Here is a 20,672-nt window from a genome sequence, read left to right on the forward strand (position 1 = left end):
CGAACTTTTCCCGACCCACCTTCCACCAAGAGGATATGAGTACACACGTGGCACGCGACTATTACGGAACTCTGGGCGTCGACAACAAGGCGTCGGACCAGGAGATCAAGCGCGCGTATCGCAAACTCGCGCGTGAGTTCCACCCCGACGTCAACCCCGACGAGTCGGCCCAGGCCCGCTTCAAGGACATCAGCTCCGCGTACGAGGTGCTGTCCGATCCCGAGAAGCGACGCATCGTCGATCTCGGTGGCGATCCGCTCGAGAGTGGCGGCGGAGGCGGAGCAGGCGGCTTCGGCGGTGCCGGCTTCGGCGGCGGACTGGGCGACGTGTTCGAGGCGTTCTTCGGCGGCAACGGCGGCGGCACCCGCGGACCCCGCGGTCGCGTCCAGCCCGGCTCGGACTCGCTGCTGCGCACCACGCTGACGCTGGAGGAGTGCGCCACCGGCGTCACCAAGCACATCGCCGTCGAGACGGCCGTGCTGTGCGACGTGTGCACCGGTTCCGGGACCAACGGCGACTCGACGCCGGTCCGCTGTGAGACGTGCAACGGTGCCGGCGAGGTCCAGTCGGTCCAGCGGTCGTTCCTCGGACAGGTCATGACGGCGCGTCCGTGCCCCACCTGCCGCGGCGCGGGCGAGACGATCCCCGATCCCTGCCGCAAGTGTGGCGGCGACGGGCGCGTGCGTGCCCGCCGCGAGCTGGCCGTGAAGGTGCCGGCCGGTGTCGGCAGCGGGATGCGCATCCGCCTCGCGGCGCAGGGCGAGGTCGGCCCCGGCGGCGGTCCCGCCGGTGACGTGTACGCCGAGGTGGTCGAGAAGTCGCACGACGTGTTCGTCCGCGACGGCGACGATCTGCACTGCACCATCCGCGTGCCGATGGCGGACGCCGCCCTGGGCACGTCCGTCAGCATCGACGCGATTCTCGACGGTCCCACGACGATCACCGTCGACCCCGGCACGCAGCCCGGCTCGGTGCAGGTCCTGCGCGGTCACGGCATGCCCAAGCTGCGCAGCGGTGTCCGCGGCGATCTGCACGCGCACCTCGAGGTGGTCGTCCCGGCCCGCCTGGACTCCACGGAGACCAAGTTGCTGCAGCAACTGCGCACTCACCGCGAACGCGACAACGCCGAGGTGGTCACCACCGCATCGCAGCACACCGGGGGACTGTTCTCCCGTCTGCGCGACGCCTTCAGTCGCTGATCGGGCGGGGGACCACTGGTGGCGGCGACCGTCTACTTCCTCGATCCGCTGCCGTCTCCGGGGGAGTCGGGCGCGTTGGACGGGGCCGAAGGTCGGCACGCGGCCACGGTGCGCCGGACGACCGTCGGTGAGCGGCTGGTGCTGTCGGACGGCCGCGGCTCGCTCGCGGCCGTCGAGGTCACCGGCGTCGAGAAGGCCCGGCTCTCGTTCACGGTGCTCTCCGTCACCACCGCGGAGCCGCCCCGGCCCACGGTGACCGTGATCCAGGCGCTCCCGAAGTCGGAGCGCTCGGAACTGGCCGTCGAGACGGCGACCGAGGCGGGTGCGGACGCGATCGTGCCGTGGCAGTCGCTGCGCTGCGTGTCGCGATGGGACGGCCCGAAGGCCGTCAAAGGTGTCGCGAAGTGGCGGAACGCTGCCTCCGCGGCCGCCAAGCAGGCGCGGCGTGCCTTCGTTCCCGACGTCGCCGACCTGCACGACACTCGGATGGTGCGCAGCCTGGTCGAGGGCGTCGTCGCACGTGGGGGCATCGTGGTCGCGCTGCACGAGGCTGCGCCCGGGGCCTTCGCGGACCTCCCGTTCCGCGGCGCACCCGAGGTGGTGCTCGTCGTCGGACCCGAGGGCGGGCTCGACGACACGGAGATCGACATGCTCGTCGGTGCCGGCGCGACGCCCGCGCTCCTGGGGCCGACCGTCCTGCGGACATCGACCGCGGCGGCCGTGGCGTTGGGCGCGCTCGGCGTCCTGACCGATCGCTGGGACGGCGCGCCCCCTGCTTGATCTGCGGCGCGGGCCGCTGGTGCACGTGCTCCGGTTTCCGCAACCCGCTCCTGTTGTGACCGGAGCAGGTTGTTGCAACCGGAGCACCTGGCGCCGCCCGGCCCGTGTGCGGGAAGGGGCAGCTACGAGGGTTGCGCGCGACATACTGGAATGCGCTTCTCGGGGGAGACGTTAAAGTGGTGAGAGGTTCCCGTCGCGGCGAACCGAGTATCGAAACCCGAGAGAAGGCCATAGCCACCACGTGAGTGACAACATCCCTTTCGTCGGCACCAGAGGTGACGATGCGCAGGACACCACTCGTGCGTCCCGCGGACAGAAGCGGCAGTCCTCACGCCCGGTTCTGACCGAGGCGCGTGTGACCGAGTCCATCGAACTCGACCCCGCCGTGATGTTCCCTCTGCTCGGGTCCGCCGACGGTAACCTCCGGGCGCTCGAGCAGGTGCTCTCCGCCGAGATCCACGTACGCGGCAACGTCGTCACGTTCGAGGGGGCACCGTCCGACATCGCCGTCGGCAAGCGGGTGCTCACCGAGCTCGCCGCCGTCGTGGTCGCCGGCGGACCGGTCACTCCGGACGCGGTGCGGCGCACCGTCGCGATGCTCAGCCGCGGCGTGAGCGAGTCTCCCGCCGAGGTCCTGAGCCTGGACATCCTGTCCCGACGTGGCAAGACCATCCGGCCCAAGACGCTGAACCAGAAGCGCTACGTCGACGCGATCGACGCCAACACCATCGTGTTCGGCGTGGGTCCCGCCGGAACGGGCAAGACCTACCTGGCCATGGCCAAGGCGGTGCAGGCTCTGCAGGCGAAGCAGGTCAGCCGCATCATCCTCACGCGCCCGGCCGTCGAGGCGGGGGAGCGACTCGGGTTCCTCCCCGGCACACTGCACGACAAGATCGATCCGTACCTGCGTCCGCTCCACGACGCGCTGCACGACATGATGGACGTCGAAGCCATCCCGAAGCTCATGCAGGCGGGCATCATCGAGGTCGCACCGCTGGCCTACATGCGTGGCCGCACCCTGAACGACGCGTTCATCATCCTCGACGAGGCGCAGAACACCACGGCCGAGCAGATGAAGATGTTCCTGACCCGCCTCGGCTTCAACTCGAAGATCGTCGTCACCGGTGACATCACCCAGGTGGATCTCCCCGGGGGATCGCGTTCGGGACTGCGTGCCGCCACCGAGATCCTGGTGGACATCGACGACATCCACTTCGCCAAGCTCGACAGCAGCGACGTGGTTCGGCACCGACTGGTCTCCGACATCGTCGACGCCTACGACCGTTTCGACGCCGCGGACGCCAAGTCCGCCAACCGCGCTGCGCGTCGCAGTGGCGGTCCCCGCGCCGCGCACCACTGATGTGGGCGTGCACGGGCACGGGGGCGTCGCCGCGCACTAGTACGGTGTTCGCATGAGCATCGAGGTCTCCAACGAATCCGGGATGGACGTCGGAGAAGAGGATCTGATCGCGGTCGCGCGCTACGCCATCGCGCAGATGGACGTGCACCCGGCAGCCGAGCTGTCCATGGTCCTCGTCGACTCCGCCACCATGGCCGATCTCCACATGCGCTGGATGGACCTGCCGGGTCCCACCGACGTGATGTCGTTCCCGATGGACGAGCTCGAGCCGGGCGGTCGCCCGGACTCACCGGACCCGGGTCCGTCGATGCTCGGAGACATCGTGCTGTGCCCGTCGTTCGCGGCGGACCAGGCCGAGAAGGCCGGGCACCCGCTCGAGCACGAACTCGCACTCCTCACCGTGCACGGTGTGCTGCACCTCCTCGGCTACGACCACGCGGAGCCGGACGAGGAGAAGGAGATGTTCGGCCTGCAGAACAGCATCCTCGAGGACTGGTACGAGAGTCTGCGCCAGGCCGAGCGCGACGCTCTGTCGGCTGCGCGGGACGCGAAACTGTTGGGCAGCACCGGCTTCGCGAATCCCCGGACCGATGCCGGTGGTGAGTCGACCCGGTGACCAGCGCTCCGGCACTGATCGTGCTCGCGGTTGTCCTCGTCCCTCTCGGTGGCCTCTTCGCTGCCATCGACTCCGCCGTCAACACCGTCTCCTCAGCACGCGTCGAGGAGATGGTGAAGGAATCTCGGGGCGGGGCGAGCGAACTGCTCCGCATCCTCGAGGACCGTCCGCGGTACGTCAATCTGATGGTGCTGCTGCGCATCCTGTGCGAGATCGGGTCCACGGTTCTGCTCGCCGGAGCGTTGCTGGACCTGCTCGCGCCGGCGCAGGCGCTGGCCATCGCCGCCGGCGTCATGGTGGTGGTCGACTACGTCGTCATCGGCGTGGGGCCCCGCACACTCGGCCGCCAGCACGCGTACTCCATCTCGCTGGGGTCGTCCTACCCGCTGCGCGCCATCGGCATCCTGCTGGGCCCGGTGAGCCGGTTGCTCATTCTCGTCGGCAATGCGATCACGCCCGGCCGCGGCTTCCGCAACGGTCCCTTCGCCTCCGAGATCGAACTGCGGGAACTGGTCGACATGGCGCAGGAGCGCGGCGTGGTCGCCGACGACGAGCGCCGCATGATCCAGTCCGTGTTCGAGCTCGGCGACACCTCCGCACGCGAGGTGATGGTGCCGCGCACCGAGATGGTGTGGATCGAGCGTGACAAGTCTGCCGGACAGGCGACCACCCTCGCCGTGCGGAGCGGGCATTCGCGGATCCCGGTGATCGGCGAGAACGTCGACGACATCCTCGGCGTCGTCTACCTCAAAGACCTCGTGCAACAGACGTACACGTCGTCCGACGGTGGTCGCAGCGTGCGTGTCGACGAGGTCATGCGTCCCGCGGTGTTCGTCCCGGACTCCAAGCCGCTGGACAGCCTGCTGGCCGAGATGCAGAGGGACCGCAAGCACATGGCCGTCCTGGTGGACGAGTACGGCGGTGTCGCCGGCCTCGTCACCATCGAGGACGTGCTCGAGGAGATCGTCGGCGAGATCGCGGACGAGTACGACACCGACGAGGTGGCCCCGATCGAGGAACTCGAGGACGGCCGCTTCCGGGTGTCGTCCCGGCTTCCTCTCGAGGATCTCGGCGAACTGTTCGACATCGAGATCGACAACGACGAGGTGGACACCGTCGGCGGCCTGCTGTCCTACGAGATCGGGCGCGTCCCGCTGCCGGGTGCCCGTGTCGAGGCACACGGGTTGATCCTGGTGGCCGAGGGCGGCTCCGATGCGCGCGGACGAGTGCGCGTGAGCACCGTGACCGCCGAGAAGCTTCCCGAACCGGACTCCGACGACGAGGACTCCGAGTCGCCGGACGAGAGAGACGAGATCGACCATGACCGAGACTGACGATTTCCACTCCGGGTTCGTGTGCTTCGTCGGACGGCCCAACACCGGCAAGTCCACTCTGACGAATGCCCTGGTGGGGGCCAAGATCGCCATCACGTCCTCTCGGCCCCAGACCACACGCCACACCATTCGGGGCATCGTGCACCGGGACCACGCGCAGCTGATCCTCGTGGACACCCCGGGCCTGCACCGGCCGAGGACCTTGCTCGGGCAGCGTCTGAACGACCTTGTGCGAGACACCTACTCGGAGGTCGACGCCATCGGTCTCTGCATCCCGGCGGACGAGAAGATCGGCCCCGGCGATCGCTGGATCCTGGAGCAGGTCCGCCACAACGCGGGCAGGACAGCGCTGGTCGGTCTGGTGACCAAGATCGACAAGGTCTCCAAGCAGCGCGTCATGGAGCAGCTGATCGCCGTCTCCAACCTGCTCGGTCCCGACTGCGAGGTGGTCCCCGTGTCCGCCGCGTCCGGCGAGCAGGTGGAGGTCGTCGTCGACGTCTTCGCGAAGGTGCTGCCGCCCGGGCCTGCGTTCTACCCCGACGGTGAGCTGACGGACGAGCCGGAGGAGACCCTCATGGCCGAGTTGATCCGGGAGGCAGCGCTCGAGGGAGTGCACGACGAGCTCCCGCACTCCCTCGCCGTGGTCATCGAGGAGGTCGGGCCCCGCGAGGGGTCGGACACGATGCTGGACGTGCACGCCATTCTCTACGTCGAACGTCAGTCGCAGAAGGCGATCGTCATCGGCAAGGGTGGGGCCCGACTGCGCGACGTGGGCACCGCGGCTCGCGGTCAGATCGAGAAGCTGCTCGGCACCCGCATCTACCTCGACCTCCGCGTCAAGGTGGCCAAGGACTGGCAGCGCGATCCCAAGCAGATGGGCAAGCTGGGCTTCTGACCCCGCGCTACCGTGCCGCGATCGATCGTCGCGACACGGTAGCCGGGTGCAGGTTCAGGACAGGTGCTCAGGCTCCGTCTGGGTCTTGTGGTGCTCGTCGGAGCGCATGGCGTCCTGGCCGCCGTGCCCCACTCCCGGGCTGCCGGCCCTGGCCGGACTCAACGAGACGACGATCGACTTCGACGTGGGGCAGTTGCTGTCGGTCGCCGACGAGTCCAGCGGAACCAGCGGGTTGGTCTCCGGGTAGTAGGCGGCTGCGGACCCCTTGGGCGTCTGGTACTCGACGATCCGGAAGTTCTCGGCGACGCGCACCACGTCGTCGTCGTCCCACTTGGTGGTGATGTCGACGAAGTCGCCGTCCTTCATGCCGAGTTCCGCGATGTCGCCGCGGTTGACGAACACGACGCGGCGGCCGCCCTCGATTCCCCGGTACCGGTCGCTGAGTCCGTAGATCGTGGTGTTGAACTGATCATGGCTCCGGAACGTCTGCAGCAGAAGATGTTTCGGCGGCACCTGCAGAGCCTCGATGGGCGAGACGAAGAACTCGGCGAGGCCGGACTCCGTCTGGAAGGTCCGCGAGTCCCGCGGCGGGTGGGGGAGGACGAAGCCTCCGGGGCGCCGAGCGTTGACCTCGTAGCCCTCGCATCCCGGAACCACCCGCGAGATGTGCTGACGGATGGTGCGGTAGTCGTCGCGCATGCCCTTCCAGTCGAGACCGTAGCGGTCGCCGATCGTGGCCTCCGCGATCTGCGTGATGATCTCGACCTCGGACTTGACGTGCGGGCTCGGCGGATCGAGCGGACCGCGGGAGGAGTGCACCGAGCACGTCGAGTCCTCGACGCTGATCCACTGCGGCCCGCTGGCCTGGATGTCCTTCTCGGTGCGGCCCTTGGTCGGCAGGATCAGCGCCACGTCCCCGGTGACGAGGTGCGAGCGGTTGATCTTCGTCGAGATGTGCACCGTCATGTTCGTCTTGCGCATGGCATCGAAGGTGACGGTGCTGTCCGGCGTGGCCTGGGCGAAGTTGCCGCCGAGACCGAGGAAGAACTTCACCTTGCCGTCGCGCATCCCGCGGATCGAGTCGATCGTGTCGAGACCGTTCTCGCGGGGCGGATCGAAGCCGAACTCGCTCTCGAGTGCGTCGAGGAAGTGCTTCGGTACCCGCTCCCAGATGCCCATCGTGCGGTCGCCCTGCACGTTCGAGTGACCGCGCACGGGCAGCACACCCGCGTTCGGCTTGCCGATGTTGCCCTGAGCGAACGCGAGGTTGGTGATCTCCTTGACGGTGTTCACGGCGTTGCGGTGCTGCGTGATGCCCATGGCCCAGCAGAAGACGGTGGCCTTCGAGTCGCGCAGGAGCTTCGCTGCGTCGGTGATCTGGGCTCGGGAGAGACCGGTGACCGTCTCCACCTCGTCCCAGTCGACCGCCGAGACGTGCTGCTTCCACAGATCGAAGTTGTTGGTGTACTTCTCGATGAACTCGTGATCGAGGGCGTCCCACTCGACCAGCAGCTTGCCGATGGCCTGGAAGAGCGCCAGGTCGCCGTTGATGCGGATCGGCAGGTGCATGTCCTCGAGATCGGTGCCGGGTCCCACCATGCCGCGCGGGGTCTGCGGATTCTTGAAGTTGATGAGGCCGGCCTCGCGCAACGGGTTGATCGCCAGGATCTTGGCGCCGTTCTGCTTGGCCTTCTCCAGCGCGGACAGCATGCGCGGGTGGTTGGTGCCCGGGTTCTGTCCGGCCAGGATGATGAGGTCCGCGCCGTACACGTCGTCGAGCACGACGCTGGCCTTGCCGATGCCCATCGACTCCTGCAGGGCGAACGACGTGGACTCGTGACACATGTTGGAACAGTCCGGCAGGTTGTTGGTGCCGTACGCGCGAACGAAGAGCTGGTACACGAACGCGGACTCGTTCGACGCGCGGCCCGATGTGTAGAACGTGGCCTCGTCCGGGTGCAGCGAGCGCAGCTCCTCGCCGATGAGGTCGAAAGCCTCGTCCCACCCGATCGCCTCGTAGTGGGTGCCGCCCGACCGCTTGACCATCGGGTGCGTGATGCGTCCCTGCTGACCGAGCCAGTGCTCACTGTGCGAGTCGAGGTCGGCGATGCTGTGGCGCGCGAAGAACTCCGGGGTGGCGCGGCGCTTGTCGGCTTCCTCGGCGACGGCCTTCGCGCCGTTCTCGCAGAACTCCGCGGCGTGACGGTGACCCGGATCCGGATCGGGCCACGCGCAGCTCATGCAGTCGAAGCCCTCGGCCTGGTTCAGGTCGAGCAGGGTCCGTGCAGTCCGCACCGGGCCCATGCGCTCGAGCGAGCGCTTCATCGAGACGGCGACGGCGGTCGGACCGGCGGCATGCGTCTTCGGCTTCTCGATCGACAGGTCGGCCTCGTCGTAGTCCCGAGAGTCGTGTGTGCGTGTCATCGATCCGTCACTCCTTCATGTCGCGCGTGCCCCTCTGGTCGAGGGTAGTGCGCGGCGCCGACACGACCGGTCGGACGACGCGCTTCCACTCCTGTCTACCCGCGCCGACGATTCCGTACCCGTCGCCTAGCGTGAGGCCATGACGAGAACTCGCACCGTGTCCGATCACGTCGACGTCGCGGCATCGCCCGACGAGGTCTACGCACTGGTCAGCGATCCGACGCAGACGCATCGGTGGAGCCCCGAGAACACGGGAGCGGTGGTGGACGAGCCGCGCCGTGGAGGTACCTACGAGGGCATGACGTTCGTCGGCCGCAACAAGCGCGGCCGGGCGACGTGGAGCACGCGGTGCGTGGTGACGGCCGCCGAGCCCGCACGGCGATTCGCGTTCCGGGTGGAGGTCATCGGACCCGGCAAGCCGATCGTCCGCGCACGGAACGCGAGCTGGGAGTACACCTTCGCGCCAGTGGACGGCGGCACCCGCGTCACCGAGACGTGGACGGACGATCGGCCGTGGCCCGACGCGGTTGCCGCGCTGTTCGACAAGGTGGCCACCGGGGGCAGTTCCTTCGCGTCCTTCCAGCGCCGCAACATCGCGCGGACGCTGGCGAATCTGCAGGCCGAGCTCGGCGCTCCCTGACCTCGCCCGGTCGTCCTGCGTGGGACAATGACACGGTGCCGGCGAGCAGAGGTGGAGTGTGAGGTCGTATCGCGATCATGCCGTCGTCCTGCGCCAGCACAAGCTCGGTGAGGCCGACCGCATCGTCACGCTCCTCACCCGCCGCCACGGACTGGTGCGCGCAGTAGCGAAGGGCGTGCGCCGCACGACGTCGAAGTTCGGCGCCCGGCTCGAGCCGTTCGCCTACATCGACGTGCAGCTGTATCCCGGTCGCAACCTCGACATCGTGACCCAGGTACAGACCGTCGAGTCGTTCGCGTCCGACATCGTCGCCGACTACGGCCGCTACACCACCGGGTGCGCCGTCCTCGAGACCTCCGAGCGACTGGCGGGTGAGGAGCATGCTCCGGCGCCTCGTCTGCATCACCTGACCGTCGGCGCGCTGCGCACCCTGGCCTCCGGGGCTCGCGACTCGGAACTGGTGCTGGACGCGTTCCTGCTGCGGGCGATGAACTTCGCCGGGTGGGCTCCGTCGCTGGACGAGTGCGCGACGTGCGCTGCGCCCGGTCCGCATCGCGCGTTCCACGTCTCCGCCGGGGGAGCGGTGTGCACCCACTGTCGCCCCGCCGGGTCCAGCACACCCTCGGTGGGTGTGCTCGACCTGATGTCGGCCCTGCAGAGCGGCGACTGGGCGGGTACCGAGGCGTCGACCGACTCGATGCGCGTGCAGGCGAGCGGTCTGGTGGCCGCGCACCTGCAGTGGCATCTCGAACGGCAACTCCGCACCCTCCCGTTCGTCGAACGCAGCGGCGGGTCCGGGACCGCCGGGTCCGCACCCGCCGGAGAAACTCCGGTCGGGCAGGATGAGACCCGTGATCCGTCGAAGTCCACGCGAGCAGCCCACCCGGCGTGAGGTCCGCGCGCCCGATCCGCACCCGTCCGGTGCCCGCGCGCCGATCCTGCAGCCGGAGCTGATTCCCCGCCACGTGGCGCTCGTCATGGACGGCAACGGACGCTGGGCGCAGGATCGCGGACTGCCCCGCACCGCCGGTCACGAGCGCGGCGAGGCCGTCCTCATGGACACGGTCTGCGGATGCATCGACATCGGCGTGCGGTGGCTGTCCGCCTACGCGTTCTCGACGGAGAACTGGCGCCGCAGCCCGGACGAGGTGAAGTTCCTCATGGGCTTCAACCGCGACGTCATCCGCCGCCGCCGCGACGAGATGCACGAGATGGGGGTGCGCGTCCGCTGGGCGGGGCGCCGACCTCGTCTGTGGCGCAGCGTCATCAACGAACTCGAGACGGCCGAAGAGCTCACGAAGGACAACACCGTCATGACGCTGACGATGTGCGTCAACTATGGCGGCCGCGCCGAGATCGTGGACGCAGCCCGCGAGATCGCCCGTCGCGCAGCAGCCGGACAGCTCGATCCCGACAAGATCTCCGAGGCGTCCTTCGCGAAGTACCTCGACGAACCGGACATGCCCGACGTCGATCTCTTCCTGCGGCCGTCCGGCGAGCAGCGCACGTCCAATTTCCTGATCTGGCAGTCCGCCTACGCGGAGATGGTGTTCCAGGAGAAGCTCTTTCCCGATTTCGATCGCCGCGACCTGTGGGCTGCGTGCGTCGAGTACGCCTCGCGTGACCGCAGATTCGGTGGTGTGAAATGACGGAGCAGGACATCGTGGCGGCCCTGCAGGACCGTGCCCGGCTGGCACTCGGACAGTTCGCGGACGTGTCCGTGGGCGACGACGGATCGCTCGGGTTCAGCTACGCGGGCGCACTCTGCTCGCTGCGTGCGGTCGCTCTGAGTCCGGGACTCGAGGTGCTCGCTCTGACGGCCGTGCTGGCCTGGGACCGTCCGTCGTCGGGAACGCTGCGGGCGCGAGTGGCGGTGCGCAACAGCGAGTCCCAGTTCGGCTCGATCTCGCTCACGACGCACGGGTCGCAGGCCGACGTCGTGATGCGCTACACGTTCCCGGCGTCGGGTCTCGACGACGAACCACTCATGACGATGCTCGTCCTGGTGCTCTCGGGTGTGGAGAAGGCGCGCGTCGGCCTGGTGCCGTGACTCATCGCGCGGCGCACTCGCTGCAGGTGCCGAAGATCTCGGCGGTGTGGCTGACGTCGCTGAAACCGTGCTTCGACGCCACCGACTTGGTCCAGCGCTCCACGGCGGCACCTTCCACCTCGACGGTGAAGCCGCAGTCGCGGCACACCAGATGGTGGTGGTGACCGTCGGAGCACCGGCGGTAGACGGACTCACCGGAATCGGTCCGCAGGACGTCGATGGTGCCGGCGTCCGCGAGGGCCTGCAGGGTGCGGTAGACGGTGGTGAGGCCGATACCGTCGCCACGCTTGCGCAGTTCGTCGTGCAGCTCCTGCGCCGACCGGAACTCGTCGACGGTCTCCAGCAGTTCGGAGATGGCGCTGCGCTGCTTGGTCGAGCGCACACCGATGGTGCGGGGAGCGGTCACGAGTGGTTCTCCTCCTGAGCGTGGGCGACGGCGTCGACGACGATGTGGGCGAGGTGGTCGTCCACCAGGCGGTACAGGACCTCGCGTCCGGCACGCTCACCGCGGACGACGCCCGCGGCCTTGAGAACACGCAGGTGCTGGCTGATGAGGGGCTGCGTCACGCCCAGCGCACCGACCAGCTCGTGCACGCACCGCTCCGACTCGCGCAGTTGCAGCACGATCGCGATGCGCACGGGAGCAGCGAGTGCACGCAGCAGGTCGCCCGCTCCGCCCAGCACGTCCTTGGACGGCAGCGGAACGGGGCTCGGAGCCGCGGGAGGGACCACCGTGTCGTCGATGCTCATGAAGGTCCTCCTGCACTGTCGGATGGTGCTTAATGGAAACAGTAACCACTTTCGACACCTACTCTGATATGCGCGGACGTGCATGTCAACTCACCGGTGCTCGAAGACCGGGACGTCGCCGGATAGTCTGATGTGTCGCGAGCAGAGGGACACCCCCTCGCTCGGCAGTACTACCGACCACCCGAGATGGAGAGCTGGCCCCGTGGCACCGAAGTCCAAGATCGATACCGTCGCCAACCTGGCCAAACGCCGGGGACTCGTCTATCAGTGTGGCGAGATCTACGGCGGAACCAAGTCGGCCTGGGATTACGGCCCCCTCGGCGTGGAGCTGAAGGACAACATCAAGAAGCAGTGGTGGCGCAACATGATCACCAGCCGCGAGGACACGGTGGGTCTCGACTCGTCCGTGATCCTGCCGCGCGAGGTGTGGGAAGCGTCCGGCCACGTCGAGACGTTCTCCGATCCGCTGGTCGAGTCGCTCCACACCCACAAGCGCTACCGCGCCGATCACCTTCTCGAAGCGTACGAGGAGAAGCACGGCCACCCGCCGGAGAACGGACTCGCCGACATCCGCGATCCCGAGACCGGCGAGCCCGGTTCCTGGACGGAGCCGCGCGCGTTCTCCGGACTGCTCAAGACGTTCCTCGGACCTGTCGACGACGAGGCAGGCCTGCACTACCTCCGCCCCGAGACGGCGCAGGGCATCTTCGTCAACTTCGCCAACGTGCTCACCACGTCGCGCAAGAAGCCGCCGTTCGGCATCGGCCAGATCGGCAAGAGCTTCCGCAACGAGATCACGCCCGGCAACTTCATCTTCCGCACCCGCGAGTTCGAGCAGATGGAGATGGAGTTCTTCGTCAAGCCCGGCGAGGACGAGCAGTGGCACCAGTACTGGATCGACTACCGCATGAAGTGGTACACCGATCTGGGCATCGACCCGGAGAACCTGCGCCTGTACGAGCACGCGCAGGAGAAGCTGTCGCACTACTCCAAGCGCACCGTGGACATCGAGTACCGCTTCGAGTTCCAGGGCAGCGCGTGGGGCGAGCTCGAGGGCGTCGCCAACCGCACCGACTTCGATCTGTCGACGCACTCGAAGCACTCCGGCACCGACCTGAGCTTCTACGACCAGGCCAACGACGAGCGCTACACCCCGTACGTCATCGAACCTGCTGCGGGACTGACGCGTTCGCTCATGGCGTTCCTCGTCGACGCGTACCACGAGGACGAGGCGCCCAATGCGAAGGGCGGCGTGGACAAGCGGACGGTGCTGCGACTCGATCGTCGTCTGGCGCCGGTCAAGGCCGCCGTGCTCCCGCTGAGCCGCAACGCCGACCTGACGCCCAAGGCCAAGGACCTCGCGGCGACTCTGCGACAGAACTGGAACGTCGAGTTCGACGACGCCGGCGCCATCGGTCGCCGCTACCGTCGCCAGGACGAGATCGGCACCCCGTTCTGCATCACGGTCGACTTCGACACGCTGGACGACCATGCGGTCACCATCCGCGAGCGCGACAGCATGGCACAGGAACGGATCGCCCTCGATCAGGTCGAGGGCTACCTCGCCACCCGCCTGCTGGGCTGCTGACCGCTACTTCTGCAGAGCAGCGGTCATCTGCTCCTCGGTCTCTTTCCCGACCCGCTCGAAGGCGATGCCGGCGAGCGGGTCGGCCAGTTTCGCAAGGCCGTTGAACTCGATGTTCGCGTGATAGGTGATCTCGGTGGAGGTCGGGCCGGCCTCGTTCAGCGTGATGTCGTCGGTGCTCGTAGCCGTCTTGTTCGTGCCCTTCAGGACGATGTGGCCGGGCTCGTCGACCTCGAGACGGTAGGTCAGCTCGGTCGAGATGCCGTACAGCTTCGACGTGTTGTTCCATTCCGTGCCGACGGCGACCGGTCCGGGCGTGGACTGCGTGCACTCCACGGTGCCCGGATCCCATTCGGTGGCGTTCGCGAAGTCGCGGAGGTACGCGGCGACGTCCGCTCGGGCGCGGGAAACGGTGAACGTGCGGGTGACATCGACCATGGGTGGGGCTCCTGATGCTAGGTGGGTGACTCCAGAGTGCCCGTTCGCGCGCAGTACTGAAACACCACGTCAGCGGACACAGGAGTGCTGCTGGTACTCCACCAACTGGCGCTGCACCGACACGGGTACCGGGATGCGGGTGTAGACCGGCACACCGTCACCCACTGCGATCCACGCGGGGAACACGAAGGGCTTCCTGGCGTCCGCGATGACATGCGGTTCGCAGGACGCCGTCGACAGCGTGACCGGGACGTCGATGCTCGCTGTTCCCGACGCCAGCGTGACCGGCACCTCCTCGCTGCTCAGCGCGTAGAGGAGGCTGCCGCGAATCTCGTCGAGGCGCAATGGGTCGTCACCGCCTCGGCGATCCAGGGTGAGCACCGCCGACAGAGGCGCCGCGGGGTCCGCCGGTGGAGGGCCGGGAACCAGGGTGACCGCGACGATGTCGGCGAGTTCGGCGGCGGCACATTCTTCGGCGTGGATTCGGTTCAGGGTGTCGTTCTGCGACGCGAGCGGCACCTCGACCGCGATGTCGTCACTCGTCTCGACGACCGCTGTCGCCGGTTCCGCTCCGACATCGCACAGCGCTGTTCCGTACGGCACGGTGACGTCGATGCGGGAGCCGCGGTCGAGCGTGATCTCGCGAGGTGTCGCGTCGACCGTCTCGAAGCCGGGAGAACGCAGTGCGACCGACCGGACGGTGACCGGCTGCTCCGACGCGCCGGTGAGCGTCACCTGAAGCTGTCCGCCCACCGCGTCGTCGTCGCGGCTCCGGTAGGTGGATGCGCTCACGGGGGCGCGGACCTCCGGCGGCGACGGTGCGCAGCCGACGAGGAGAGTCAGGGCGAGGGCGCTTGCCGCGACCCGAGCGGTCACCGGCTCAGAAACGTCCGCCGGACGAGCGTCCGATGCGTCCCGAGCTGCCGGAGCCGCCGAACGAGCGCGGACCGCCGCCGAATCCGCCGTAGCCACCGCCACGACGGTTCCCGTACGAGCGGCCCCCGGAGAAGCCGCCCCGCAGCACGCTGTCGATGAGCACGCCGGTGAGGATGCCGCCCGCCGAGGACGAGCCGCCGTACCCACCGCTGTGCCGAGGGCGCTGTGTCGCCTCCCAGTCGGCGACGTCCGCCTGAGCGAGGTGCGACGCCTGCGCAGCGAGGGACAGGGCGGCCGCGGCGTGCTGCAGAGCGCGTGGCGCGTCCGTGGCACCCAGCTGCTGGGCGGCTTGGACGTGCCGTTCGGCCTCGGCGAGCCGCGTACGCGCCTGGACCTTCACCGCGCCGCTGCGGGCGCCGATGTACTCGCTCGCGGCCCGCACCTGTGCCTGCGCCGACGCGAGGTCCCGGTCCAGTCGAGCGCGGGCATGGTCGTCCTGTTCCTTGCTCTGTGTGGCGACGGCGAGTGCGGAGTCGAGTTGCGCGTCGGCTGCGACGAGGGCGTTCATACTGCCCAGCGGATCCTGCGTGCCGCGGGTCCGTGCCCGACCCAACGCCTCGGCGACGGCGGCCCGTGCCGCGGCGAGTCGGTCTCCGCCGTGCGAGGCGAGGCGGTCCGCCGATGCGATGTCGGCTTCCGCGTCGGCCATCGCCGCGTCGAGCCCGGAGCGCGCGGCCTCGATGTCGGCGTCGGCGTGCTCGACGGCGTCGAGCAGCGATCGGGCGCGCGACAGCGCACTCTCCGCGGTGCGCACCGCGGCCACCACCGGTCCCTGGTGACCCACCGGTTGCGCGGCGGCATCACGCCCCTCGTCGATGCTCGCGTCGGCGAGCTCGAGCTGTTCCTTCGCCAGGTCGACGTTGTTCGCCACCGGCGCGAGGACGGAGCTGTCGTACCGCCCCGCGAGGCTCGTCAGGGTCGCCGCCGCCGCGTCCAGCCGCGCCGTCTGCTCCACCTGCCCGCGCGTGAGCGCGTCGAGACGGGAGTCCGCGTCGATCAACAGGTTCCGGATCTCGTCGAACTCGGCGACCTTCTCGTCGAGGTGCCGGTCCGCGTCACTGCACGAGGTGATGATCGACAGGAGCATCTGGCGCCGCTCGTCGGGCGACTCGGGGATCGCGTCGTCCAGACGCTGCCTCGTCTCGAACGCGGCCGCGAGCGCGCGGCGGGCGCCGTCGAGAGCCTCGACGAACGGGCGAGCCGCGGCCTGTCCCAGTTCGCCGACGGCAGTGGACAACTCGTCGGCACTGGCCCGGATCGCCTCGTCGGTCTCCACCAGCAGAGCGCGGGAACGCTCGTCCAGGACGTCGAGCGGGAGAGCGGCGAAGGCCGCGGGGTCACTGCCGTCCAACTGCTCGGCGGCCTCCAGTGCATCGGCTCGCCGCCGCCGTGCGCGCAGCCGAGTGAAGGCGAAGGCGCCCAGTACGAGGACGAGGATCACGCCGACGGCGACCCAGAGACCTGCCGATCCCGAGCCGGTGGTCGACGCCGCCTTGCCCAGGCCGGTGGCTGCCGCCGTCGCCGCGCCCGCCCAGTTCTCCTCGCGCAGCGCCGGTTCGATCGAGGCCTGCTCGAGTTCGGAGATCTCCGAGTCCGAGATGCTCGACAGCGCCTGGGGAACGTTCAGGACGTACGAGCGGGCCTGCGTCGCGACCGCCATGAGCACATCACGGTCCCCGAAGTCGCTGGTGGACGCCGTGCGCTCACCCCACGAGGTGGCAGCCTGGCCCGAGAAGTCGTCGACGAAGACCACCCAGAGCCGGAAGCCCTGCTCGTCGTAGAGGGTGTCGACGGCGGACTGCACCTCGGACACCTCACCGGCATCGAGTGCGCCGGCCTGATCGGTGACCTGCTCGGGCACTCGGAACGGTTCCTCGGCGGAGGCGGGCACGCCCACACCGACCACGGCGAGGACGAACAGGATCGCGGTGGTGGCGGCACGCAGGAGCACTCGGACCCGGGTCATGGTGGGAACCTACCGGGAGCGTGGCCGAACGGTGCGAACGAGGACGAGAGACCCGTGACAACTGTCATGCCGCGGTCGTGACGCACGAACGAGGGTTCGTCCCTCGCATCGGAGCAGTGTTCTTCTCATGACCACACCAGCGATTCACCTCGACCATCTGCGGAAGTCGTTCGCCGGGCCGGGCCACACCCGTGTCCAGGCCGTCGACGACCTGTCACTCGTCGTCCACCCGGGCGAGATCGTCGCGTTCCTCGGGCCCAACGGCGCCGGCAAGACCACCACGATCGACATGATGCTGGGCCTCGGTCGACCCGACGAGGGCTCCGTCGCCCTCTTCGGCGGATCGCCCGAGGACGCCGTCGCGACGGGCCGCGTGTCGGCGGTGATGCAGAGCGGGGGACTGCTCGAGGACATCACCGTCGAGGAGACCGTTCGCCTCATCGGCACCCTGTACTCGTCCACCCGGCCCGTCTCGGAAGTCCTGGCACGCGCAGGCATCGCGGACATCGGGGGCCGGATGGTGGGGAAGTGCTCCGGCGGTCAGCAGCAGGGGTTGCGGTTCGCGCTCGCCCTGCTCCCGGATCCCGATCTCATCGTGCTCGACGAGCCGACCACGGGCATGGACGTGGAGGGCCGACGTGAGTTCTGGGCCGCCATGCGCGAGGACACCTCGCACGGACGCACGGTCCTGTTCGCCACGCACTACCTCGACGAGGCGGACGCCTACGCCGACCGCATCGTGCTGCTGCGCGACGGGCGCATCTTGGCGGACGGCACCGCGGCCGAGATCAAGAACGTGGCGTCCGGCCGGCGGGTCTCGGCGATCCTGCCGGGCGCGCGGGCAGCCGATCTGCTGGCCGTTCCCGGCGTCGACGACGTCGAGATCCACGGTGACCGGCTCACCGTCCACGCGACGGACTCGGATGCAGTCGCTCGATACCTGTTCGCACACACCGCAGCTCGCGAGGTGGAGATCGTTCCCCACACTCTCGAGGACGCGTTCCTGACCCTCACCACCGACACCACCGGGAGCCTCGCATGACCGCCACCGATTCGACCACCACCACCACTGTCCGGACGCTGCCGGCTCGGGGCGGATTCAACGCCGGCTTCCTCGCACTCGAGATGCTCCGGATGTTGCGGAACCGCCGCACCGTCGTCTTCGCACTCGTCGTGCCGCCGATCTTCTTCCTCATCTTCGGGCTGCAGGGTGATCTGAAGACCGAGTCGGCAGGATCGGCGAACGTCACCGGCTACGTCATGGTGAGCATGGCCCTCTACGGCGCGATGCTGGCCACCACGAGTGGCGGCGCCATGGTCTCGATCGAACGCGGACTCGGATGGAGCCGTCAGCTGCGGCTCACCCCGCTGACCCCCACCGCGTACATCGCGGTGAAGGTCGTCGTCGCCATGGCGCTCGGGCTCGTGTCCGTGGCCGTCGTCTTCGCCGTCGGTGCGGCGACAGGCGCGACTCTTCCCGCCGCGGCATGGGTGGAGTGCTTCGTGCTCGCCTGGATCACCTCGATCGTGTTCGCGGCGTTCGGCCTCTTCATGGGGTACCTGCTGCCGTCGGAGAACGTGATGCAGATTCTCGGACCCGGTCTCGCTGTGCTCGCGTTCGCCGGTGGTCTCTTCGTCCCGGCGAGTGGATGGTTCGCGACCGTGGCGAAGTTCGTCCCCACCTACGGGGTGGCCACGTTGGCGCGGTCGCCGCTCGGGGACACCTCGTGGACGTCGCTGGTGGAGGCGCTCGTCAACGTCGCGGTGTGGACGACGATCTTCGTGATCGGCGCGATGACGATGTTCCGCAAGGACACCGCCCGCGTATGACACGTCCGGACACCAGGGGGTCTAGCGTGGCGGCGGTGAGCAGGACCACCGCCGCCGCGCTCGGCCGTCGTCAGGGCCTCGTGCAGTCACTTCGGTCGCATTTCGTCATCGAGCCGCGCGAGGTGAACGTCGACGACAGCGAGGGGACGCGACTGCGCGCCGCCGTGCGCCGAGGCTGGGTCTTCAGTGCGGTGTGGCTGGCCTACCTGATCTATCCGGTACGGGCGGTGTGGAGTTACGACGGGCCCGTCCACTGGCAGGTGGCCGCAGCGCTGTGTCTGCTCGCCTTCGCCGCGGTGTTCCTGGGTGGTTTCCGCGACTTCCGGGGACGGCTGCATGCCGAGGCGCAGGTGCGGGTGCCCCGACAGTGGGCTGTGGTGGTGGCGCTGATGCTGCTGCTGGTTCCGGTCGCTCCCGCAGCCGGTGACTCCGTGTTGACGGGATGCGTGTTCGTGGCGGTTCTCGCCGTCATGACCCTTCCTCGCCGGTCGGGTCTCCTCGTGCTCGCTGCGAACGTCGCCGCGGTCGAGGTGCTTCCCCGTGTCGTCCCGAGTTGGACCCCGGACGATTCCGCCGGGTTCACCGTGGCGGTGGCCGCGTTCGCCGCCTGGGGAATCAGCCAACTCGTCGCTCGCAACATCCAGCTGACCGAGGCGCGCCGCCGCCTGTCCGACCTTGCCGTGGTCGAGGAGCGCGAGAGAGTCGCTCGCGACGTCCACGACATCCTCGGCCACTCGCTGACCGTCATCACCATGAAGGCCGAGCTGGCCGGGCGACTCGTCGAGGTGGATCCGGCGCGTGCCGCCGTCGAGATCGCCGACGTCGAGAGCCTCTCGCGCGCAGCGCTCGCCGACGTGCGATCGACGGTGGGCGGGCTGCGTCACCTGCGACTCGACACCGAGATACGGGGAGTGCGCAGCGCCGTCGAAGCGGCAGGGATGACACTGCACATCGAGGGGTCGGTGCGTGACGTGGCGGAGGAGTTCCGTGAGCTGTTCGCCTGGGCGCTCCGGGAAGCGGTGACGAACGTGGTGCGTCACAGCGGCGGAACCGAATGCCGGGTGCGACTCGATGCCCGCCGGACCACCGTCGCGGACAACGGCATCGGGCCGCAGGGCGAGTCCACGGGCACCGGCCTGCGGGGACTCACCGACCGCGCGGACGCCCTCGGCGCCGCCGTCCGGGTCGCACGGGGAAGTGACGGCGGGTTCACTCTCACGGTGACGGCGCCGTGACGATCCGACTCCTGCTGGCCGACGACCAGGCCCTGGTCCGCGGCGCTCTGGCCGCCCTGTTGGGACTCGAGCACGATCTCGACGTCGTCGCGGAGGTGGGGCGCGGCGACGAGGTGGTGCCCGCAGCGCTCGAGCACCGTCCCGACGTGGCGCTTCTCGACGTCGAGATGCCCGGGGGAGACGGCATCGCGACCACCGCCCTGCTGCGGGCGGCAGTCCCCACGTGTCGCGTGCTCGTGGTCACCACCTTCGGACGGCCCGGGTACGTGCGGCGGGCCATCGACGCCGGTGCCGGCGGATTCGTGGTCAAGGACACGCCCGCTCGCCAGCTCGCCGAGGCGGTCCGGCGGGTCCACGCCGGGATGCGCGTCATCGACCCGGCACTGGCGACGGAGACGCTGACGGCCGGGAACTCGCCCCTGACACCGCGGGAGCGGGACGTCCTGTCCGCGGCTCGCTCCGGGACCACCGCCGGGTCCATCGCCGCCGCACTGCACCTCTCCGAGGGCACGGTGCGGAACCATCTCTCCGCCGCCATCGGGAAGACCGGTGCCACCACGCGCGCCGAGGCCGTGCGCATCGCGGAGGACAACGGGTGGTTGTGAGGCGCGCCGGACCGATCTCCGCGGGTGCG

General features: G+C 68.9%; 21 protein-coding genes. 15 read left to right on the forward strand and 6 right to left on the reverse strand.

The genetic code is table 11. From position 1 onward, the window contains the following. Positions 1-47 precede the first annotated feature (47 nt). The 6 genes from dnaJ to era all read left to right on the forward strand — a co-directional run bounded on the left by dnaJ (position 48) and on the right by era (position 6,184). Complete coding sequence (gene dnaJ / locus HQ308_RS16640) at positions 48-1,199, forward strand: molecular chaperone DnaJ (RefSeq protein ID WP_222647230.1); 1,152 nt, start codon at positions 48-50, stop codon at positions 1,197-1,199. Between the two features lie 18 nt (positions 1,200-1,217). After that, the gene (locus HQ308_RS16645; RefSeq protein ID WP_027505718.1) at positions 1,218-1,979 is read left to right on the forward strand and encodes a 16S rRNA (uracil(1498)-N(3))-methyltransferase; all 762 of its coding nucleotides are present in this window, start codon (positions 1,218-1,220) and stop codon (positions 1,977-1,979) included. 340 nt (positions 1,980-2,319) lie between these two features. Beyond that, on the forward strand, positions 2,320-3,339 hold the full coding sequence (locus HQ308_RS16650) for a PhoH family protein (RefSeq protein WP_056446329.1): 1,020 nt from the start codon (positions 2,320-2,322) through the stop codon (positions 3,337-3,339). A gap of 52 nt (positions 3,340-3,391) precedes the next feature. Then, entirely contained in the window at positions 3,392-3,955 is a 564-nt protein-coding gene (ybeY, locus tag HQ308_RS16655) for an rRNA maturation RNase YbeY (protein WP_027505720.1), read from the forward strand. Beyond that, positions 3,952-5,289 carry a hemolysin family protein gene (locus tag HQ308_RS16660; RefSeq protein WP_222638418.1) on the forward strand — a complete coding sequence of 446 codons (1,338 nt, stop codon included), beginning with the start codon at positions 3,952-3,954 and terminating at the stop codon, positions 5,287-5,289. The genes ybeY and HQ308_RS16660 overlap by 4 nt, the downstream gene beginning before the upstream one ends. Further along, positions 5,276-6,184, forward strand: coding sequence for a GTPase Era (gene era, locus HQ308_RS16665; RefSeq protein WP_027505722.1), 909 nt, complete (start codon positions 5,276-5,278; stop codon positions 6,182-6,184). The genes HQ308_RS16660 and era overlap by 14 nt, the downstream gene beginning before the upstream one ends. A gap of 54 nt (positions 6,185-6,238) precedes the next feature. Here the strand turns inward: era and HQ308_RS16670 are convergent, their stop codons facing one another. Continuing rightward, a complete protein-coding gene (locus HQ308_RS16670) occupies positions 6,239-8,608 on the reverse strand; it encodes an FdhF/YdeP family oxidoreductase (protein ID WP_222647232.1) in 2,370 nt (789 codons plus the stop codon). 139 nt (positions 8,609-8,747) lie between these two features. On the opposite strand from HQ308_RS16670, the gene HQ308_RS16675 reads away from it, so the two are divergent. From HQ308_RS16675 to HQ308_RS16690, 4 genes are read left to right on the forward strand one after another with little or no spacing between them, the layout of a single operon-like run. Continuing rightward, positions 8,748-9,248 carry an SRPBCC family protein gene (locus HQ308_RS16675; protein ID WP_222630408.1) on the forward strand — a complete coding sequence of 167 codons (501 nt, stop codon included), beginning with the start codon at positions 8,748-8,750 and terminating at the stop codon, positions 9,246-9,248. Positions 9,249-9,306: 58 nt separating this feature from the next. Then, positions 9,307-10,140 carry a DNA repair protein RecO gene (gene recO, locus HQ308_RS16680; protein ID WP_027505725.1) on the forward strand — a complete coding sequence of 278 codons (834 nt, stop codon included), beginning with the start codon at positions 9,307-9,309 and terminating at the stop codon, positions 10,138-10,140. Then, a complete protein-coding gene (locus HQ308_RS16685) occupies positions 10,091-10,897 on the forward strand; it encodes an isoprenyl transferase (RefSeq protein ID WP_027505726.1) in 807 nt (268 codons plus the stop codon). Before recO ends, HQ308_RS16685 begins: the two co-directional genes overlap by 50 nt. Then, positions 10,894-11,298, forward strand: a complete 405-nt coding sequence (locus HQ308_RS16690) for a hypothetical protein (RefSeq protein ID WP_027505727.1) — start codon at positions 10,894-10,896, stop codon at positions 11,296-11,298. The genes HQ308_RS16685 and HQ308_RS16690 overlap by 4 nt, the downstream gene beginning before the upstream one ends. A gap of 1 nt (position 11,299) precedes the next feature. Here the strand turns inward: HQ308_RS16690 and HQ308_RS16695 are convergent, their stop codons facing one another. Both HQ308_RS16695 and HQ308_RS16700 read right to left on the reverse strand, forming a co-directional pair. Then, positions 11,300-11,704 carry a Fur family transcriptional regulator gene (locus tag HQ308_RS16695; RefSeq protein WP_027505728.1) on the reverse strand — a complete coding sequence of 135 codons (405 nt, stop codon included), beginning with the start codon at positions 11,702-11,704 and terminating at the stop codon, positions 11,300-11,302. After that, positions 11,701-12,048, reverse strand: a complete 348-nt coding sequence (locus HQ308_RS16700; RefSeq protein WP_027505729.1) for a metalloregulator ArsR/SmtB family transcription factor — start codon at positions 12,046-12,048, stop codon at positions 11,701-11,703. Before HQ308_RS16700 ends, HQ308_RS16695 begins: the two co-directional genes overlap by 4 nt. A 202-nt stretch (positions 12,049-12,250) precedes the next feature. Between HQ308_RS16700 and HQ308_RS16705 the strand changes: the two genes are divergently transcribed. After that, the gene (locus HQ308_RS16705; RefSeq protein WP_027505730.1) at positions 12,251-13,636 is read left to right on the forward strand and encodes a glycine--tRNA ligase; all 1,386 of its coding nucleotides are present in this window, start codon (positions 12,251-12,253) and stop codon (positions 13,634-13,636) included. 3 nt (positions 13,637-13,639) lie between these two features. On the opposite strand, the gene HQ308_RS16710 is transcribed toward HQ308_RS16705, so the two are convergent. From HQ308_RS16710 to HQ308_RS16720, 3 genes are all read right to left on the reverse strand, one after another. Beyond that, positions 13,640-14,071, reverse strand: a complete 432-nt coding sequence (locus HQ308_RS16710; RefSeq protein ID WP_222647234.1) for an SRPBCC family protein — start codon at positions 14,069-14,071, stop codon at positions 13,640-13,642. A gap of 69 nt (positions 14,072-14,140) precedes the next feature. Further along, entirely contained in the window at positions 14,141-14,863 is a 723-nt protein-coding gene (locus HQ308_RS16715) for a hypothetical protein (protein WP_222638414.1), read from the reverse strand. An 88-nt stretch (positions 14,864-14,951) separates the two neighbouring features. After that, complete coding sequence (locus tag HQ308_RS16720; RefSeq protein WP_222630414.1) at positions 14,952-16,973, reverse strand: TPM domain-containing protein; 2,022 nt, start codon at positions 16,971-16,973, stop codon at positions 14,952-14,954. A gap of 127 nt (positions 16,974-17,100) precedes the next feature. Here HQ308_RS16720 and HQ308_RS16725 point away from each other — a divergent pair, with 127 nt between their 5' ends. Genes HQ308_RS16725 through HQ308_RS16740 form a run of 4 tightly spaced genes read left to right on the forward strand, consistent with a single transcriptional unit; the run spans position 17,101 to position 20,643 of the window. Further along, entirely contained in the window at positions 17,101-18,015 is a 915-nt protein-coding gene (locus HQ308_RS16725) for an ABC transporter ATP-binding protein (protein WP_222647236.1), read from the forward strand. Continuing rightward, on the forward strand, positions 18,012-18,803 hold the full coding sequence (locus HQ308_RS16730; protein WP_222647238.1) for an ABC transporter permease: 792 nt from the start codon (positions 18,012-18,014) through the stop codon (positions 18,801-18,803). Before HQ308_RS16725 ends, HQ308_RS16730 begins: the two co-directional genes overlap by 4 nt. A gap of 35 nt (positions 18,804-18,838) precedes the next feature. After that, positions 18,839-20,038: a histidine kinase gene (locus tag HQ308_RS22990; protein ID WP_222647239.1), complete on the forward strand. Its 1,200-nt coding sequence runs from the start codon at positions 18,839-18,841 to the stop codon at positions 20,036-20,038. Beyond that, the gene (locus tag HQ308_RS16740) at positions 20,035-20,643 is read left to right on the forward strand and encodes a response regulator transcription factor (RefSeq protein ID WP_027505737.1); all 609 of its coding nucleotides are present in this window, start codon (positions 20,035-20,037) and stop codon (positions 20,641-20,643) included. Before HQ308_RS22990 ends, HQ308_RS16740 begins: the two co-directional genes overlap by 4 nt. Positions 20,644-20,672 lie beyond the last annotated feature (29 nt).

The organism is Rhodococcus sp. BP-241, from assembly GCF_019836145.1.
Taxonomy (GTDB): Bacteria; Actinomycetota; Actinomycetes; order Mycobacteriales; family Mycobacteriaceae; genus Rhodococcoides.

Bases quoted from the DNA above. Each gene is read 5' to 3' on its own strand.
- HQ308_RS16720 (WP_222630414.1), bottom strand. From the start codon at position 16,973: ATGACCCGGGTCCGAGTGCTCCTGCGTGCCGCCACCACCGCGATCCTG.
- HQ308_RS16670 (WP_222647232.1), bottom strand. From the start codon at position 8,608: ATGACACGCACACACGACTCTCGGGACTACGACGAGGCCGACCTGTCG.
- HQ308_RS16725 (WP_222647236.1), top strand. From the start codon at position 17,101: ATGACCACACCAGCGATTCACCTCGACCATCTGCGGAAGTCGTTCGCC.
- era (WP_027505722.1), top strand. From the start codon at position 5,276: ATGACCGAGACTGACGATTTCCACTCCGGGTTCGTGTGCTTCGTCGGA.
- HQ308_RS16700 (WP_027505729.1), bottom strand. From the start codon at position 12,048: ATGAGCATCGACGACACGGTGGTCCCTCCCGCGGCTCCGAGCCCCGTT.
- HQ308_RS16710 (WP_222647234.1), bottom strand. From the start codon at position 14,071: ATGGTCGATGTCACCCGCACGTTCACCGTTTCCCGCGCCCGAGCGGAC.
- HQ308_RS16690 (WP_027505727.1), top strand. From the start codon at position 10,894: ATGACGGAGCAGGACATCGTGGCGGCCCTGCAGGACCGTGCCCGGCTG.
- HQ308_RS16675 (WP_222630408.1), top strand. From the start codon at position 8,748: ATGACGAGAACTCGCACCGTGTCCGATCACGTCGACGTCGCGGCATCG.
- HQ308_RS16730 (WP_222647238.1), top strand. From the start codon at position 18,012: ATGACCGCCACCGATTCGACCACCACCACCACTGTCCGGACGCTGCCG.
- ybeY (WP_027505720.1), top strand. From the start codon at position 3,392: ATGAGCATCGAGGTCTCCAACGAATCCGGGATGGACGTCGGAGAAGAG.
- HQ308_RS16685 (WP_027505726.1), top strand. From the start codon at position 10,091: ATGAGACCCGTGATCCGTCGAAGTCCACGCGAGCAGCCCACCCGGCGT.